This window comes from Bradyrhizobium forestalis, from assembly GCF_002795245.1.
Taxonomy (GTDB): domain Bacteria; phylum Pseudomonadota; class Alphaproteobacteria; order Rhizobiales; family Xanthobacteraceae; genus Bradyrhizobium; species Bradyrhizobium forestalis.
In genome coordinates, this window is record NZ_PGVG01000009.1 from 1 (window position 1) to 16778 (window position 16778).

At 65.7% G+C, this 16778-nt stretch carries 12 protein-coding genes; 5 read left to right on the plus strand and 7 right to left on the minus strand.

Features of this window, described 5'->3' with window-relative positions; all coding sequences use genetic code 11:
- Positions 1–206: 206 nt before the first annotated feature.
- On the minus strand, positions 207–1154 hold the full coding sequence (locus CVM73_RS12915) for an alpha/beta fold hydrolase (RefSeq protein ID WP_100232376.1): 948 nt from the start codon (positions 1152–1154) through the stop codon (positions 207–209).
- Positions 1155–1360: 206 nt separating this feature from the next.
- Between CVM73_RS12915 and CVM73_RS12920 the strand changes: the two genes are divergently transcribed.
- A complete protein-coding gene (locus CVM73_RS12920) occupies positions 1361–1825 on the plus strand; it encodes an Hsp20 family protein (RefSeq protein ID WP_025032242.1) in 465 nt (154 codons plus the stop codon).
- Between the two features lie 195 nt (positions 1826–2020).
- On the opposite strand, the gene CVM73_RS12925 is transcribed toward CVM73_RS12920, so the two are convergent.
- Entirely contained in the window at positions 2021–2773 is a 753-nt protein-coding gene (locus CVM73_RS12925) for a hypothetical protein (RefSeq protein ID WP_100232378.1), read from the minus strand.
- A gap of 491 nt (positions 2774–3264) precedes the next feature.
- Between CVM73_RS12925 and gltB the strand changes: the two genes are divergently transcribed.
- Positions 3265–7995 carry a glutamate synthase large subunit gene (gene gltB / locus CVM73_RS12930; protein ID WP_100232379.1) on the plus strand — a complete coding sequence of 1577 codons (4731 nt, stop codon included), beginning with the start codon at positions 3265–3267 and terminating at the stop codon, positions 7993–7995.
- Between the two features lie 156 nt (positions 7996–8151).
- A complete protein-coding gene (locus tag CVM73_RS12935; protein ID WP_100232380.1) occupies positions 8152–9603 on the plus strand; it encodes a glutamate synthase subunit beta in 1452 nt (483 codons plus the stop codon).
- A gap of 176 nt (positions 9604–9779) precedes the next feature.
- Here the strand turns inward: CVM73_RS12935 and CVM73_RS12940 are convergent, their stop codons facing one another.
- Positions 9780–11522, minus strand: a complete 1743-nt coding sequence (locus tag CVM73_RS12940; RefSeq protein WP_100232381.1) for an outer membrane beta-barrel protein — start codon at positions 11520–11522, stop codon at positions 9780–9782.
- Positions 11523–11714: 192 nt separating this feature from the next.
- On the opposite strand from CVM73_RS12940, the gene CVM73_RS12945 reads away from it, so the two are divergent.
- Positions 11715–12722, plus strand: coding sequence for a KpsF/GutQ family sugar-phosphate isomerase (locus tag CVM73_RS12945; protein ID WP_167406812.1), 1008 nt, complete (start codon positions 11715–11717; stop codon positions 12720–12722).
- A 125-nt stretch (positions 12723–12847) separates the two neighbouring features.
- On the opposite strand, the gene CVM73_RS12950 is transcribed toward CVM73_RS12945, so the two are convergent.
- A complete protein-coding gene (locus tag CVM73_RS12950; RefSeq protein WP_100232383.1) occupies positions 12848–13399 on the minus strand; it encodes a carboxymuconolactone decarboxylase family protein in 552 nt (183 codons plus the stop codon).
- Between the two features lie 83 nt (positions 13400–13482).
- Here CVM73_RS12950 and CVM73_RS12955 point away from each other — a divergent pair, with 83 nt between their 5' ends.
- Positions 13483–13809, plus strand: a complete 327-nt coding sequence (locus CVM73_RS12955) for a winged helix-turn-helix transcriptional regulator (RefSeq protein ID WP_100232384.1) — start codon at positions 13483–13485, stop codon at positions 13807–13809.
- Positions 13810–13996: 187 nt separating this feature from the next.
- On the opposite strand, the gene CVM73_RS12960 is transcribed toward CVM73_RS12955, so the two are convergent.
- From CVM73_RS12960 to CVM73_RS12970, 3 genes are all read right to left on the minus strand, one after another.
- Positions 13997–14440, minus strand: a complete 444-nt coding sequence (locus tag CVM73_RS12960; RefSeq protein ID WP_100232385.1) for an NfeD family protein — start codon at positions 14438–14440, stop codon at positions 13997–13999.
- Between the two features lie 23 nt (positions 14441–14463).
- Positions 14464–15462: an SPFH domain-containing protein gene (locus CVM73_RS12965; protein WP_100232386.1), complete on the minus strand. Its 999-nt coding sequence runs from the start codon at positions 15460–15462 to the stop codon at positions 14464–14466.
- 331 nt (positions 15463–15793) lie between these two features.
- Entirely contained in the window at positions 15794–16771 is a 978-nt protein-coding gene (locus tag CVM73_RS12970; RefSeq protein WP_100232387.1) for an ABC transporter substrate-binding protein, read from the minus strand.
- Positions 16772–16778 lie beyond the last annotated feature (7 nt).

The window sequence follows — 16778 nt, forward strand, 5'->3', positions numbered from 1 at the left end:
CCCAGTCGACCAGCTCGCAAATCCGCCTCAGCACCGGGTTCCCTTTTCCTCGCCGCGACACCAGCGCGTCCGCAAAACTCGGTTGCCCAACCTGTCGATATGCCATCCCGAGCCCCCTCCGAACCTAGGCCCTATGGAATCGCTGATTCGCCTTTGTGCAAAGCTCTCGCAAGCGGGAGAGGTGAAGCAAGGCCGAGCCTACTCTCTCACTTGAACAGCGGCGTGCCCGGCACGAAGGCGTCGAAGGCGGCCCAGAACTGGGAGCGGTAGCGGTCCTGCTCCTGGAGGATCTCGTGCTTGGCGCCGGCGATCACGAGATGGGAGCCGGCGCGCAAGTGATAGGCGAACTCCTCGATCGCCGCGGTCGAGACCACGGTATCGTTGGACGCCGCCAGCATCAGAATCGGCTGGCGGATCTGAGAGGGATAGTTCACGCGCTTGAAGGTGTGCATGGCGCGGAAGGCGGTATCGGCCCAGGCAACCGTCGGTGACGCCAGCCCGAGCGTCGGGTCTTCCTCCAGGATCGCGGCATTCCGCGCATAGCGCACCGGATCGCTGGTCAGGGGATTGTTGATGAAGGGATCGAGGCCGGTGAGGCGGTCGCTGCCGCCAGGAACGTAACGGCCGCCCTGCCCGAGCAGACGCATCGTCTTGAGCAGCGCACGCACCGGGAACGAGGTGGTGCGCCCGGGGAGGTCGATCATGGGCGCCGACAGCACCATGCGGTCGAACCAGCGCTTGCCGGCATGCGCCACCCGCAGCAGCACCGTGCCGCCCATGGAGTGGGCGAGCGCGAAGAACGGCGGTGGGCAATCCGGCAGCACCACCTGCTGCACGAAGGTCTCAACGTCGATCTCGAAATCGGCGAAGTCGCGCACATAGCCCTTGCGCGGATCGCGCAGGCGGCGCGACGAGTGGCCCTGCCCGCGCCAGTCGATCATCGCCACCGCGAAGCCGCGGTCACGCAGGTCGCGCACGGTCTCGAAATATTTCTCGATCTGCTCGCTGCGCCCGGTGAAGACGCAGACGGTGCCCTTGCGGTTCGCCGGCGGCGCCCACCGCGCAAAGCGCAGCTCGGCGCCGTCGGGGGTCTTGATGGTGCCGCTGACGACGTTTTCGGGAACGGGATTGGACGGGATCGAGACCAGCGTCATAGGCGGGAAGTACTGCAAATCAAGGGGCTAGAGCGCCGAAAAGGCGCAAATGCCGCCCTCTTGAACGCCGTCTCGTTTCACCCATATCACTTTCGTGCAGGCCGCTACCAGTGTTTCGGAACCGGAACATCAGGCTGCACACAGAGATGAGCCCGGCCCGATGGCGGGCGGGTTACCCAAACAGTCGCTCAATGGAGGACTTGACCATGCGTACCTACGATCTCACCCCGTTCTATCGTTCCACCGTCGGCTTCGACCGTCTGTTCAACCTGCTCGACCAGGCCAGCTCTGACGGCAGCCCCGGTTATCCCCCCTACAACATCGAGCGTACCGGCGAGAACGCCTACCGCATCACCGTCGCGGTCTCGGGCTTTGCCAAGGATGAGCTCTCCATCGTCGCGAAGGAAAACACGCTGACGATCAAGGGCGAGAAGGTCGCGAACGAAAACTCGAAATCCGAAGTGCTCTACCGCGGCATCGCCGCGCGTGCGTTCGAGCGCGCCTTCCAGCTTGCCGACTTCGTGCAGGTGAAGGACGCCTCGCTCGAGAACGGCCTGCTTCACGTCGATCTCGTCCGCGAGATTCCCGAGGCCAAGAAGCCTCGCCAGATCGCGATCAACGCCGGCGCCAAGGCGCAGGTGATCGAGAACTCCGCCGCGCAAGCCGCCTAAGCCACGCGACTTCCAGGTTGCGAAAACGCCCCGGTGCCCCGGGGCGTTTTTTTCGTTTTGCATCGCATAAGAAGCGGCGGAAGTGTCGGGCGCTTTGTTTTGCTCAACTGTCTCCCCGCTGTCGCGTGCGCAGGGACGACAGCGTCAGTGTGGCTCGCGGCTCGCCTTTCACAGCGAGCCGATCAACGACAAGCGCTAATCCAGCCCCTGCGCCGCCGGCATCTCCTGCGTCGGCAGAATCGTCGCTGCAGGCTTGGTCTGAGCGAGGGTCGGCACGGCGGCTTGCGGTGTGGCCTCGGCCGGCTTTGCCTGCACGGCAGCGGTCTGCTGCACAGGCTGAGCCTGCTGCGCCACCGGCTCGGCCGGCTTCGCCGCCGCGACCGACGTCTCGCCGCGCCGCGGGGCGGCCTTGGGCAGCGGCACAGCGCGGCTGGCGACATGGGGAATCGGGGCCGGCGGGCGCGGCGGGCCGCTGCGGATCACGGTCGGCGGCGGCAGCGCGCTTTGCGGCCCGTAAGGCGCGACCGCGCGTTCGTCATAGGCGGGTGCCATGCCATAGGCGTCGGCGGCGGGCATGAAGCGGATGATCCGCCCGTCGCGGGCGTCGATCACCAGCCGGCCATCGTCGCCGCGATGGTCGATCACCGCGATGGTGTAGACGTTGCCGCGCAGGCGCGGGATGCCGAGCGGCGAGAAGCCGTTTTCGCGCAGCACCGCATAAACCTCCGTTGACGGCAACAAGACCGGCGCCGGACCGCGTTCCTCGTAGCCGTAGCCATAACCATAACGCGGCGGCGGGGCGGCCTCCGGCGGCGCGTAGGGCCCGTCGAAATCCGACACCGTGACAACGGCCCCTCTCGCGATACCGCTCGCGGGAACCTGGGCGTGCCCCGCACCTGCAGCCAGCGCCAACGCGGCGGCCGCCACACATCCTGTGAAAAACTTCATGATCGAGACGCTCCTGTCAGGCCCTCCGGTGACCCGCCCTCTTTCGCTTCTTGCGGCGTGGCGCGCCTTCCGAAGGGTTGATCCGAAGCTTCATTCGGGATTTCGGCGCCGGCGGGGCCGGATCAGGGCGCGTTTGCCTCAAAACCGGGGCTGCGCAACTTTTGGAAAGCGATTGATTGACTTATCGGGAATCGGGACTTTCGCGCGCTTGTGTGCTAGACAAAAATTTGGCAAGGTGATGGTTAGGACAGGAAGACTGTCTCAATTTTGCTTGCGGTTCCGGCATAGGGATTGCAGCGAAAGCTGGTGCTTTCGAGCACCATAAGGCAACGGGCAAAGCCGTTCTCGGGGACGAAGAACGCCTAGGCCTGAATTTAAGAAAATGCGGCTCGCAGCGGACGAGCGGTGGCCCAGGAGCGGGTGCCGCGGGACGCCCAAGGTGCGCCGAAGATGGCGGTGAGGCAGCTTGCCGCATGGAGAGGACAGGAACAATGAACGGGTCGCAATTCGAGCGCGCAAACATCGTGGCAGAAGAGCTGTCGGCGACGGTCGCCTCGAAAACGACCGATCCGATTCAGGAGCACAATTCGCGGCCCAAAGCCGAGGGCCTCTACGATCCCGCCCTCGAGAAGGATTCCTGCGGCGTCGGCTTCATCGCCAACATCAAGGGCCAGAAGTCGCACGAGATCGTCTCGGACGCGCTGAGCATCCTCTGCAACCTCGAGCACCGCGGCGCCGTCGGCGCCGACCCGCGCGCCGGTGACGGCGCCGGCATTCTGGTGCAGATCCCGCACGCCTTCTTCAGCCGCAAGGCGAAGGAGCTCGGCTTCGCGCTACCTAATCCCGGCGAATACGCCATCGGCGCGCTGTTCATGCCGCGCGACACCGCCTGGCGCAACGTCATCAAGAGCATCATCGCCGACCAGATCAAGGAAGAGGGCCTGACCCTACTCGGCTGGCGCGACGTGCCGACCGACAATTCCTCGCTCGGCGTCACCGTGAAGCCGACCGAGCCCGCCTGCATGCAGGTGTTCATCGGCCGCAACGGCATCGCCAAGACCGAGGACGAGTTCGAGCGCCGGCTCTACATCCTGCGCAAGTCGATCTCGCAGGCGATCTACCAGCGCCGCGACCGCGGCCTCGCCGGCTATTACCCCTGCTCGATGTCCTGCCGCACCGTGATCTACAAGGGCATGTTCCTCGCCGACCAGCTCGGCAAGTACTATCCCGACCTGCACGAGAAGGACTTCGAGAGCGCGCTGGCGCTGGTGCACCAGCGCTTCTCGACCAACACCTTCCCGGCGTGGTCGCTGGCGCACCCGTACCGCATGATCGCGCATAACGGCGAGATCAACACGTTGCGCGGCAACACCAACTGGATGGCGGCGCGCCAGGCCTCGGTGAGCTCCGAGCTCTACGGCAAGGACATCAACCGGCTGTGGCCGATCTCTTATGAAGGCCAGTCGGACACCGCCTGCTTCGACAACGCGCTCGAATTCCTGGTGCAGGGCGGCTACTCGCTGCCGCACGCCGTCATGATGATGATTCCGGAGGCGTGGGCCGGCAATCCCTTGATGGACGAAAAGCGCCGCGCCTTCTACGAATATCATGCCGCGCTGATGGAGCCGTGGGACGGCCCCGCCGCGATCGCCTTCACCGATGGCCGCCAGATTGGCGCCACGCTCGACCGCAACGGCCTGCGGCCGGCGCGCTATCTCGTCACCAAGGACGATCGCATCGTGATGGCGTCCGAGATGGGCGTGCTGACCATCCCCGAGGACCAGATCATCACCAAGTGGCGCCTGCAGCCCGGCAAGATGCTGCTGGTCGACCTCGATCAGGGCCGCCTCATCCCGGATGACGAGATCAAGGCCGAGCTCGCCAGGAGCCATCCCTACAAGGAATGGCTTGAGCGGACCCAGATCGTGCTGGAAGAGCTGCCGAAGGTGCCGACAACAGGCGTGCGCTCGAACCTGTCGCTGCTCGATCGCCAGCAGGCGTTCGGCTACAGCCAGGAAGACATCACCATCCTGATGACGCCGATGGCGGCCACCGGCGAGGAAGCCGCGGGCTCGATGGGCAACGACACGCCGATCTCGGCGCTGTCGGACAAGGCCAAGCCGCTGTTCACCTACTTCAAGCAGAACTTCGCGCAGGTCACCAACCCGCCGATCGACCCGATCCGCGAGGAGCTGGTGATGAGCCTCGTCTCGATCATCGGGCCGAGGCCGAACCTGTTCGACCTGCAAGGGCTTGCCACCACCAAGCGCCTCGAAGTGCGCCAGCCGATCCTTACCGACGCGGATCTGGAGAAGATACGCTCGATTTCGGAGGTGGAGTCGCACTTCAAGTCGCGCACGCTGGACACCACTTTCCACGCCGGTCTCGGCGCGGCCGGCATGGACCAGGTGCTGGACGAGCTCTGCGCGCGCGCTGAAAGCGCGGTGCGCGAGGGCGTCAACATCATCATCCTGTCCGACCGCATGATCGGCACCGACCGCGTGCCGATCCCGGCACTGCTGGCCTGTGCCGCCGTGCATCATCATCTGATCCGCGTCGGTCTGCGCACCTCGGTCGGTCTCGTCGTCGAATCCGGCGAGCCGCGCGAAGTGCACCACTTCGCGTGCCTTGCCGGCTACGGCGCCGAAGCGATCAATCCGTATCTGGCGTTCGAGACCATCATCGCGATGAAGGACCGCCTGCCCGGCTCGCTCGACGACTACGAGATCGTCAAGCGCTACATCAAGTCGATCGGCAAGGGCCTGCTCAAGGTGATGTCCAAGATGGGCATCTCGACCTACCAGTCCTATTGCGGCGCGCAGATCTTCGACGCGGTCGGTCTGAAGGCTGATTTCGTCGCCAAATTCTTTGCCGGCACGCACACCCGCGTCGAGGGCGTCGGTCTTGCCGAGATCGCGGAAGAAGCCGTGCGCCGCCATGCCGACGCGTTCGGCGAGGCGCAGGTCTACAAGAGCGCGCTCGACGTCGGCGGCGAATATGCCTATCGCAGCCGCGGCGAGGACCATGCCTGGACCGCCGAGTCGGTGTCGCTGCTGCAGCACGCCGCGCGCGGCAATTCGCAGGAGCGCTATCGCGCCTTCGCAAAGATCCTCAACGAGCAGTCGGAGCGTCTTTTGACGCTGCGCGGCCTGTTCCGGATCAAGAACGCCGAGGAGGAGAAGCGCAAGCCGATCCCGCTCGACCAGGTCGAGCCGGCCAAGGACATCGTCAGGCGCTTCGCCACCGGTGCGATGAGCTTCGGCTCGATCTCGCGCGAGGCGCACACCACGCTCGCAATCGCCATGAACCGGATCGGCGGCAAGTCGAACACCGGCGAAGGCGGCGAGGAAGCCGATCGCTTCAAGCCGATGCCGAACGGCGATTCCATGCGCTCGGCGATCAAGCAGGTCGCCTCTGGCCGCTTCGGCGTCACCACGGAGTATCTCGTCAACTCCGACATGATGCAGATCAAGATGGCGCAGGGTGCCAAGCCCGGCGAAGGCGGCCAGCTGCCCGGCCACAAGGTCGACGCGACCATCGCAAGAGTCCGGCACTCGACGCCGGGCGTCGGCCTGATCTCGCCGCCGCCGCACCACGACATCTACTCGATCGAGGACCTGGCGCAGCTCATCTACGACCTCAAGAACGTCAACCCGACGGGTGACGTCTCGGTCAAGCTCGTCTCCGAGATCGGCGTCGGCACGGTCGCCGCGGGCGTCGCCAAGGCGCGCGCCGACCATGTCACCATCGCGGGCTTCGAGGGCGGCACGGGCGCATCGCCGCTGACCTCGATCAAGCATGCGGGATCACCGTGGGAGATCGGCCTTGCCGAGACCCACCAGACGCTGGTGCGCGAGCGGCTGCGCAGCCGCATCGTGGTCCAGGTCGACGGCGGCTTCCGCACCGGCCGTGACGTCGTGATCGGCGCGCTGCTCGGGGCCGACGAGTTCGGCTTCGCCACCGCGCCGCTGATCGCGGCCGGCTGCATCATGATGCGCAAGTGCCATCTCAACACCTGCCCGGTCGGCGTCGCGACCCAGGACCCGGTGCTGCGCAAGCGCTTCACCGGCCAGCCCGAGCACGTGATCAACTACTTCTTCTTCGTCGCCGAGGAAGTCCGCGAGATCATGGCAAGCCTCGGCTTCCGCACCTTCAACGAGATGGTCGGCCAGGTTCAGCTGCTCGACCAGACCAGGCTGGTCGCGCACTGGAAGGCCAAGGGCCTCGATTTCTCAAAACTGTTCGTCAAGCAGAAGGAAGAGAGGGGCCAGAAGATCTATCACTCCGAGCGCCAGAACCATCATCTGGAGGCGGTGCTCGACCGCACGCTGATCGAGCAGGCGACGCCTGCGCTCGACCGCGGCGCACCGGTGAAGATCGAGGCCGCGATCAACAGCACCAACCGCTCTGCGGGTGCGATGCTGTCGGGCGCGGTCGCCAAGATCTACGGCCACGCCGGCCTGCCGCACGACACCATCCATGTCAGCCTCAAGGGCACCGCCGGCCAGGCCTTCGGTGCGTGGCTCGCCCACGGCGTCACCTTCGAGCTCGAGGGTGAAGGCAACGACTATGTCGGCAAGGGCCTTTCGGGCGGCAAGATCATCGTCAAGCCGCCGAAGAACTCCGCCATCGTGCCGGAAGAGAGCATCATCGTCGGCAACACCGTGATGTACGGCGCGATCGATGGCGAGTGCTACTTCCGCGGCATCGCCGGCGAACGCTTTGCCGTGCGCAATTCCGGTGCCGTGGCGGTGGTGGAGGGCGCGGGCGATCATTGCTGCGAATACATGACCGGCGGCATCGTGGTCGTGCTCGGCAAGACCGGACGCAACTTCGCGGCCGGCATGTCCGGCGGCATCGCCTATGTGCTGGACGAGGCCGGCGACTTCGACAAGCTGTGCAACCTCAGCATGGTCGAGCTCGAGCCGGTGGTGTCGGAGGAGATGATCAATGCCGACACCTATCACGCCTCCGGCGACCTCGAGGCGCATGGCCGGGTCGACGTGTTCAAGAACCTGCTCGCCTCCGACGTCGAGCGGCTGCACGTGCTGATCACGCGCCATGCCAAGGCAACCGGCTCCAAGCGCGCCGCCGACATCCTCGCCAACTGGAAGGAATGGCTGCCCAAGTTCCGCAAGGTGATGCCGGTCGAGTACCGGCGCGCGCTGCGCGAACTGGCCGCCAACGCGGACGCCGAGCCGAAAATCGCGATCGGGGCGTAAGAAAAAGCCCTCATGGTGAGGAGCGCGATAGCTGCGTCTCGAACCATGAGGTCACCATCCGGGCCTCCATCCTTCGAGACGCGGCGCAAAAAGCGCGCCGCTCCTCAGGATGAGGGGTGAGAGAACAAACGACTAAGCGGCAGGACTTCGGGTTTGATGGGCAAGATCACGGGTTTTCTGGAAATCGAACGGCACGACCGCAAGTACACCCCGGTCGCCGAGCGCGTGCAGCATTACAAGGAATTCGTCGTTCCGCTCTCCGAGAAGGAGGTGCGCGAGCAGGCCGCGCGCTGCATGAATTGCGGCATTCCCTATTGCCACGGCACCGGCTCGGTCGCGCCCGGCACGCCCGGCTGCCCGGTCAACAACCAGATCCCCGACTGGAACGACCTCGTCTATCAGGGCAATTGGGAAGAAGCCTCGCGCAACCTGCACTCGACCAACAATTTCCCGGAATTCACGGGGCGCATTTGTCCGGCGCCGTGCGAAGCGTCCTGCACGCTCAACATCGACGACAACCCCGTCACCATCAAGACCATCGAATGCGCGATCGTCGACCGCGCCTGGGACAATGGCTGGCTGAAGCCAGAGATCGCCGCCGAGAAGACCGGCAAGAAGGTCGCCGTGATCGGCTCGGGCCCGGCCGGCATGGCCTGCGCGCAGCAGCTGGCGCGCGCCGGCCACGATGTGCACCTCTTCGAGAAGTACGCCAAGGCCGGCGGCCTGCTGCGCTACGGCATCCCCGACTTCAAGATGGAGAAGGGCGTCATCGACCGCCGTGTGGCGCAGATGGAAGCCGAAGGCGTCACCTTCCACTACAACAGCCATGTCGGCGCAGCCGGCAATGTCGATCCGCGCGAGCTGCTCAACGACTACGACGCCGTGGCGCTGACCGGCGGCGCGGAAGCCCCGCGCGATCTGCCGATCCCCGGCCGCGACCTCCAGGGCATCCACTACGCCATGGACTTCCTGCCGCAGCAGAACCGCCGCGTCTCGAGTGAGCCCCTGAACGGCGTCCAGGAGATCCTGGCCGGCGGCAAGCATGTCGTCGTCATCGGCGGCGGCGACACCGGCTCGGACTGCATCGGCACCTCGCTGCGCCAGGGCGCGCTGTCGGTGACCCAGCTCGAGATCATGCCCGCTCCGCCTGAGCGCGAGAACAAGGGCCTGACCTGGCCGAACTGGCCGCTGAAGATGCGGACGTCCTCGAGCCAGGCCGAAGGCGCGATCCGCGAATACGCCGTGCTGACCCAGAAGTTCTCGGGCGAGAACGGCAAGGTCAAGAAGCTGCACTGCGTGCGCGTCGACGACAAGTTCAAGCCGATCACCGGCACCGAGTTCGAGCTGGACGCCGAGCTCATCCTGCTCGCGATGGGTTTCGTGCACCCCGTGCACGAAGGCCTGCTCAAGATGCTCTCGGTCGAGCTCGACCCGCGCGGCAACGTCAAGGCCAACACCTTGGACTACCAGACCTCGCGACCGAACGTGTTCACAGCAGGCGACATGCGGCGCGGGCAATCGCTGGTGGTGTGGGCGATCCGTGAAGGCCGGCTGTGTGCGCGGTCGATTGATACGTTCCTGATGGGGAAGACGGATCTGCCGCGCTGAGTGAGGCGCGAGCTGATCGACACAACTGAGACTGTCATCGCCCGCGAAAGCGGGCGATCCAGTATTCCAGAGGCAGTTGTGATTGAATCGACAAGCCGCGGCGTACTGGATGCCCCGGTCAAGCCGGGGCATGACAGCGGAGTGAGTCGCGAGCTTCGCGCCACAAGCTGGCTCGCCTAATTCTGCAGCCTCACCCCGACCATCACCACCGTCCCCGACGAGCTCGATCCCGCCTGGTTCGAATCCAAGATGTCGTGACGCAGCGTGCCCTTGATCCAGATGTTGCGGTTGAGCTTGTAGATCAAATTGCCTTCGAGCGAGTAGGTTTTGTCGTTGCGGTTCTGGTTCTGGTAGTCATACGTGCCGTAGGTGAACTTGCCGACCGCGGTGAGCCAGCGGCGGAAGTCGTGGTCGACTTCGGCGGCATAGGTGCGCACCAGGACGCCGGAGGAGCCGGGGATGGTGGTCTCCGCGATCTGCGTGTCCGTGAAGAATTTCACCGTGGTGAGGCCGCTGGCGTTCCAGATCAGCGAGCCCGTGGTGAGGAAGCCCGAGAGCTGGCTGAGGCGCGGATCGGTATAGCTGCGCGCAGAATAGCCGACCGAGATCTCGCCGGTGAGAATGCGCGAGAACTCGAATGACGAGCCGACCTTGGCATAGCCGCCGTTCGAATCGCGGAAGTAGCCGTTGCGGTCGGCGGCCTGGTCGTGGACGCGGGTGTCGCCCTGGATCTCGACGAAGGGCTTCAGGCCTGGCTTGAGATCGTAGGAGAAGCGTCCGACGCCACCATACTGATTGAAGTCGCGATCGTTATTGCTGAAGGTCGAGCCGTCGGTCAGTTTCGAGTCCGTGTAGGCGGTGCGATCGACAGTGGCGCCGGCAGCGACCTGGAAGCGATTGAAGGTCTGGTCGAAGCCGACGGTCGTCCCAAAAGCGGCGTAGACAGGATATTTCTGCAGGCCAGCCTGCACGTTGGGGCTGCCGGGATTGTCGGTGGCGAGCCGCAGGCGCAGCTGCGAGGTCAGCTTGAAATCGCGGGTCACGTCGAGCCGGCCATCGACATGGCCGGTGAAATCGGGACGATTGGCCTCGACCGGCGACGGCGAGGCGAAGCCGTCGATGGTCGCCGGCATGTTGTTGGTGTAGCCTGAGAACGAGCCGCGCAAATCGGCGACCAGCGCGTGGCGCTCCCAATCGGACACCACGAGGAGATCGGGCGCGACCACATAAGCCGGCGAACCGACCGGCTTGTTGAGGCGCGTCGGATTGGTGTCATAGCCGGCAGAGAGCTCGAGCCCGCCCTTGATCAGGAAGCTGCCGGCATAATCGCCGACCGCGCCGAACGAATCCTCATCGAGCTTGAGGCGGCGGCGCAGCGGCTGGCCGGGCACGTTGCCGGCCATCGCCGGGGCTACCGGCGTCTTGTGCGCGGTCTCGGACGGCGGCGGCGCGATGCGCGGCGGGCCCAGCGTCGTGATCGGCGTTGCTGGTGGCGGCGGCGAACCCGGGCCGACGGGACGCTTCGGCTTCGGCTGGCCAGGATAAAGCTTTGGCTGCTGCCGTCTGCGGTTGAGCGAATCGTAGCCGGAGCTGCTCGCGCCGGTGGCCGCGGGCAGGCCGTAGGTCGGGACCTGGCCGACGCGCGAGGTCGCCGGCCTCTCGCGGGCCTTGCGCGGATCGGCATTGGGATCGGGCAACGTCGGCAATGCATCCGATGGCGCCTGCAGCACGCCCGCCGTGCGGCGCGTCGGCAGCGTGTCGGGCGAGGCGAAGCCGCCGCGGTTGGGATTGAACAGGTCGGGCGTGAGGCTCTGGGCGGCCGCCGGGCCGCTTCCGAGGGCCGTCAGCGCCAGGCACGGCAAGGCGGCGCGCAGGAAATGCGCGCGTTTGCTCCGGCCCCTGCCTGGAGACGACCCCACGATGAAATTACCCCAACGAAATCAAATACTTTCACGATCGTTCCCGCCGGCTGGCGGGGAACCATCGTTAATGGAGTTAAAACAATTATGGTTAATGACCCGTTGAGGGTGTCGGGGCGCTCGTCGCCTCGCTGGTCGGGGCGTGCTAAGCAGGCGCCAACGGGCGAACGCCCCTCTTCCCTGGACCAGACCATGCCGAGCTCGAAACCGCTGATGACCGCATCATCCGGCCCCACTCCCGATAGCGTCGAATCCGCGCTCCGCACGCTGGAGACGGAGAGCGGCGGCATCAACGCGCTCGCCGCCGCCCTGCGCGGCCCGCTCGGGGCGACCTTCGCCAAAGCGGTCGAGCTGATCCGGCAGGCCAAGGGCCGTGTCATCGTCACCGGGCTCGGCAAGTCCGGCCACATGGGACGCAAGATCGCGGCGACGCTGGCCTCGACCGGCACGCCCGCCTTCTTCGTGCACGCCGCCGAAGCCGGCCATGGCGACCTCGGCATGATCACCGCCGACGACGTCATCATGGCGCTGTCCTGGTCCGGCGAGCAGCCGGAGATGAAGAACCTCGTGAACTATTCGGCGCGATTCGCGATCCCCATGATCGCGGTGACCTCGAACGCGGCATCCTCGCTCGGCCAGGCCGCCGACATCGTGATCGAGCTGCCGAAGGCGCGCGAGGCCTGCCCGCACAATCTTGCGCCGACCACCTCGACGCTGATGCAGGCCGCGATCGGCGACGCGCTCGCGATCGCGCTGCTCGAAGGCCGCGGCTTCACTGCGCTGGAGTTTGCGCATTTCCACCCCGGTGGCAAGCTGGGTGCGATGCTGAAATTCGTGCGCGACTACATGCGCACGGGCGTGGAGATTCCGGTCAAGCCTGAAGGCACCAAGATGTCCGAGGCCGTGGTCGAGATGTCGGCCAAGGGATTGGGCTGCGTCTGCATCGTCAACGATGCGGGCGAGGCCGTCGGCATCATCACCGACGGCGATCTGCGCCGCCACATGCGGCCTGACCTTTTGACGGTGATGGTCGACGAGATCATGACGAAGCAGCCCAAGACCGTACCGCCCTCGATGCTCGCGACCGAGATGATCGAGGTGCTGAACACCCGCAAGATCACGACGCTGCTGGTGACGGAGGCGAACAAGGTGGTCGGGATCGTGCATCTGCACGATCTGCTGCGCGCGGGGGTGGCGTAGGACGCCCTCCTCTCCGCGTCGTCATTCCGGGGCGCGCCACTTGGCGCGAGCCCGGAATCCATTCATCTCCGAGGTTGCGGCACGATGGGTTCCGGGTTCGCGCTGCGCGCGCCCCGGAATGACAGCTACGCCGGAAACCGCGCCGCCGTCTCCTCCAACGGCAGTCGCAGGCCGTTCGCCAGATACGACACCGTGCGATAAAAGCCGCACAGCAGCATGACCTCTAAAATCTGCGGCTCGTCGTAATGCGCCGACAGCGCGGCGAACTCCTCGTCGGTGAATGTCGCGCGGGCGTGCAGCGCGTCGACGGCGGCGATCAGCGCCTGCTCGGCCGGCGACCAGCATGTCGATGCTGCATCCCCCTGCACCGTCGCACGCACCTCCTCCTCGGTGAGCTTTGCCGCCCCGGCAAAGATCGCGACATGCACACCCCATTCGTATTCGCATCTGTTCAGCGCGCAGGTGCGGTCGATGACGATCTCGCGCGCACGCAAGGACAGCGGGCCGGGATCGAGCAGGCCGCCGGCGCGAAACTTGTCCCAGGCGCGGCCGTGACCCGCCAGCACCCGGAACAGCATCAGCGGCGGCGCGCCGCGCATGATGCGGTCGAACTGCGCCTGGATCTCCGGGGGATAAGGCGGCATGAGCGGGGCGATGCGCGGCATCGGCTGGGACATGGCGGAAGACATTGGCGGTCTCTGTTGCTACAATTATCGTAGCAGCACGCTACACTATTTGTAGCACGACGCAAGAGGCGACGATGGCGAAACAGGCAGGCTCGACGATACGCAGCGTCCGCGGCTCGCGCACCGGGCGGCCGATCATGGCATTGCTCGACCTGCTCGGCCGGCGCTGGAGCCTCCGGATCCTGTGGGAATTGCGTGGCGAGCCCCTCACCTCGCGCGCACTGCGCACCGCCTGCGATGAAGCCTCGCCCACGGTGCTGCAAGCGCGGCTGAGCGAGCTGCGCGAGGCGGGATTCGTCGAGCTGGGCGACGCCGGCGGCTACCGGCTGACGCCGCTGGGGCGGGAATTGTGCGAGACGTTCATGCCGCTGCACCGGTTTGCGGAGCGGTGGAAGAGGTAGGACGTCTTTTACCCTCCCCTGGAGGGGGAGGGTCGGCTCACATGGAGCGTAGCGAAATGTGAGACGGGGTGGGGTGACAGTCTCTCCACAGAAGCGGTGCCCGAGTGGAGAGATCACCCCACCCCGCTCGCGCTGCGCGCGATCGACCCTCCCCCTCCAGGGGCCCACAAGGGGAGGGTAAGGGCCGCTACGCCGCCGCGACCGTCAGATTGGCGCCGTCCACGCGCACCACCTTCACCCGCGTGCCGGCCGGCGTATCCGGGCCCGCGACGCGCCAGATCGTGTCGCCGATGCGCACGGTGCCGGTGCCGTCGATGATCGGCTTCTCCAGCGTGAACTCGCGCCCGAGCAGCGCCTCGGTGCGCTTGTTCAGGAACGGGCTCGTGGTTGCGTCCGGCTTCGGCCGGGCGAGGCGGCGCCACACCGGCACGGCTGCCGCTGCGAAGATCGCGAACATCACCAGCTGAATCTGCCAGGACATGGCAACAGCGAACGAGATCAGCCCGACGAGCAGCGCAGCCAAGCCGAGCCAGAACAGGAAGACGCCGGGCGCCAGCACCTCGAGCGCCATCAGGATGAAGCCGAAGATCAGCCAATTCCAGTTGCCCAGCGATACGAACATGTCGGTCATGACACGACCTCTAAAATACCCAGTTACTGCGGCGGCACGACGGGCGGCGTCGGGCCCGACGACGGGACCGATCCGCCGCGGCGTGCGGCAGCAGCTGCCAATGCGGCACTTTCGCCGAACGTTGCCTTGGCGATCTCGCCGATGCCGGCGAGCGAGCCAAGCATGCTCACGGCTTCCACCGGCAGCATGATGATCTTCTGGTTCGGCGCATCCGCGAACTGGCCGAACGCCTTGATATATTTATCGGCGATGAAATAGTTCAACGCGGCGACGTCACCCTTGGAGATGGCCTCCGACACCGCCTGCGTCGCTTTGGCTTCGGCCTCGGCCAGACGCTCGCGCGCCTCGGCGTCGCGGAAGGCGGCCTCGCGGCGGCCTTCGGCCTGGAGGATCTGGCCCTGCTTGGCGCCCTCGGCGCGCAGGATCTCCGACTGGCGCTGGCCTTCGGCGGCGAGGATGTCGGCGCGCTTGACGCGCTCGGCCTTCATCTGCCGGCCCATGGCCTCGACGAGGTCGGCCGGCGGCACGATGTCCTTGATCTCGATGCGGTTGACCTTGACGCCCCAGGGCGAGACCGCAGCATCGACGACGCGCAAGAGGCGCTCGTTGATCTCGTCGCGGTGCGACAGCACCTGGTCGAGGTCCATCGAGCCCATCACCGAGCGGATGTTGGTCATGGTCAGCACCGTGATCGCCTGGTTCAGGTTGGCGACCTCGTAGCTCGCCTTCGCGGCGTCGAACACCTGATAAAAGGCGACGCCGTCCACCGTCACGGTGGCGTTGTCCTTGGTGATCACCTCCTGCTCGGGGATGTCGATCACCTGCTCCATCATGTTGATCTTGCGTCCGACGCGATCGAAATAGGGCACGATCAGGTTGAGCCCGGGGCTGAGCGTCTGGGTGTATTTGCCGAACCGTTCGATGGTCCAGTCATAGCCCTGCGGCACCGTCTTCACGCCGGCGACCAGCGTGACGATGACGAGCAACACCAGAACAATCGCGAAAATGTCGAAACCGCTCATATCTCCTCCAAGCCGGGAAAAAGGCCCTTTCCGGCGCTGTCATTGGTCGGGATCACGACCCTACCGGTTCAGCGGTCGCAATTCACGTCGGTATAGGCGCAATTCTGCACAAGACGGCGCGGGAGAGAACGATCTCGATATGTATTTGCGAGCGGCTCTTGAAAGCGCGGGGGCGCAGACCTAAAGCGCAATGAAAATCTGGATGAATCGTCACCGCGCTTTAGGTCGTTGTTTACGCATGATCTTTTTCGGAAAACCGCTTCGCACTTTTCCGGATCATGCTTTGGCAGCGGAAATTAACGAAGCAGGCCAGCGTCTGCCACGCGCGGCTTCATTCGATCACGTCATTCGCAATTGCGAGCAGGCCCGGGGACAGCGTGACGCCGAGCGCCCTGGCTGTCTTCAGGTTGAGCGCGAGCTCGAACTTGGTGGGGTTCTGGACCGGGAGGTCGGCCGCGTGCGCGCCCTTCAGAATGCGGTCGATATAGGAAGCCGCGCGCCGGAGCTGCTCGGCGCTGTCGGTGCTGTAGGACATCAGCCCACCCTCGTCGACGAAGGTCCGGCTCCAGAACACCGCGGGCACGCGCGCCTGCGCGATCGCCGAGAGCAGTTGCGCGCGGTTGGCCATGGTGAAGAAGTCCGGCAAGACCAGGATGGCGCCGTCTTTCCGGGAAGCCAGCGCCCCGATCGAGGCGGCGTCATGGACGGGCGCGGGCTCGACGGTCAGGCGCAGCGTCCGTGCGGCGGCCTCGATCGTGCGCAGCATCAGCGGCGCGAACGGCGCGGTGGCGGGATTGTAGACGACGAACACGCGGCGGACAGGCGGCGTGACTTGGGTCAGCATCTCCAGCCATTTGCCGGCGAGCGGACCGTCATAATCGGTGAAGCCGGTGATGTTGCCACCGGGATGCGCGAGATTTTCGACAAACCCCTGGCTGACGGGATCGGTGACCACGGCGAACACGATGGGGATCGTCGTCGTGCGCCGACGCAGCTCCTCGACCGAGGGCGTGCCGACCGCGAGCAGGATGTCAGGCTTGAGCGCGATCAACTCGTCCGCAAGCTCCGCGATGCGGGCGCGGTCACCGCCGCCGCTGCGCCAATCGATCGTGAGGTTGTCGCGCTCCTTCCAGCCCTGGCCGGCGAGCGCCTCGACCAGGATCGTGCTGCGGGCCTGCCCGATCACGTCATCGGCAGCCGTGACCGAGAGCACGCCGAGCCGCCGCGCCGCGTTCGGCTGCTGCCCCAGTACCGGAGCTGGCAGCGCCACGATCATCCCAAGAAGCGCCAGGCACTCGCGGCGATTCATCGGGCGC

Excerpts from the sequence above, each read along its gene's own strand:
- CVM73_RS12915 (WP_100232376.1), bottom strand. The coding sequence starts at position 1,154 with ATGACGCTGGTCTCGATCCCGTCCAATCCCGTTCCCGAAAACGTCGTC.
- CVM73_RS12920 (WP_025032242.1), top strand. The coding sequence starts at position 1,361 with ATGCGTACCTACGATCTCACCCCGTTCTATCGTTCCACCGTCGGCTTC.
- CVM73_RS12925 (WP_100232378.1), bottom strand. The coding sequence starts at position 2,773 with ATGAAGTTTTTCACAGGATGTGTGGCGGCCGCCGCGTTGGCGCTGGCT.
- gltB (WP_100232379.1), top strand. The coding sequence starts at position 3,265 with ATGAACGGGTCGCAATTCGAGCGCGCAAACATCGTGGCAGAAGAGCTG.
- CVM73_RS12935 (WP_100232380.1), top strand. The coding sequence starts at position 8,152 with ATGGGCAAGATCACGGGTTTTCTGGAAATCGAACGGCACGACCGCAAG.
- CVM73_RS12945 (WP_167406812.1), top strand. The coding sequence starts at position 11,715 with ATGCCGAGCTCGAAACCGCTGATGACCGCATCATCCGGCCCCACTCCC.
- CVM73_RS12950 (WP_100232383.1), bottom strand. The coding sequence starts at position 13,399 with ATGTCCCAGCCGATGCCGCGCATCGCCCCGCTCATGCCGCCTTATCCC.
- CVM73_RS12955 (WP_100232384.1), top strand. The coding sequence starts at position 13,483 with ATGGCGAAACAGGCAGGCTCGACGATACGCAGCGTCCGCGGCTCGCGC.
- CVM73_RS12960 (WP_100232385.1), bottom strand. The coding sequence starts at position 14,440 with ATGACCGACATGTTCGTATCGCTGGGCAACTGGAATTGGCTGATCTTC.
- CVM73_RS12965 (WP_100232386.1), bottom strand. The coding sequence starts at position 15,462 with ATGAGCGGTTTCGACATTTTCGCGATTGTTCTGGTGTTGCTCGTCATC.
- CVM73_RS12970 (WP_100232387.1), bottom strand. The coding sequence starts at position 16,771 with ATGAATCGCCGCGAGTGCCTGGCGCTTCTTGGGATGATCGTGGCGCTG.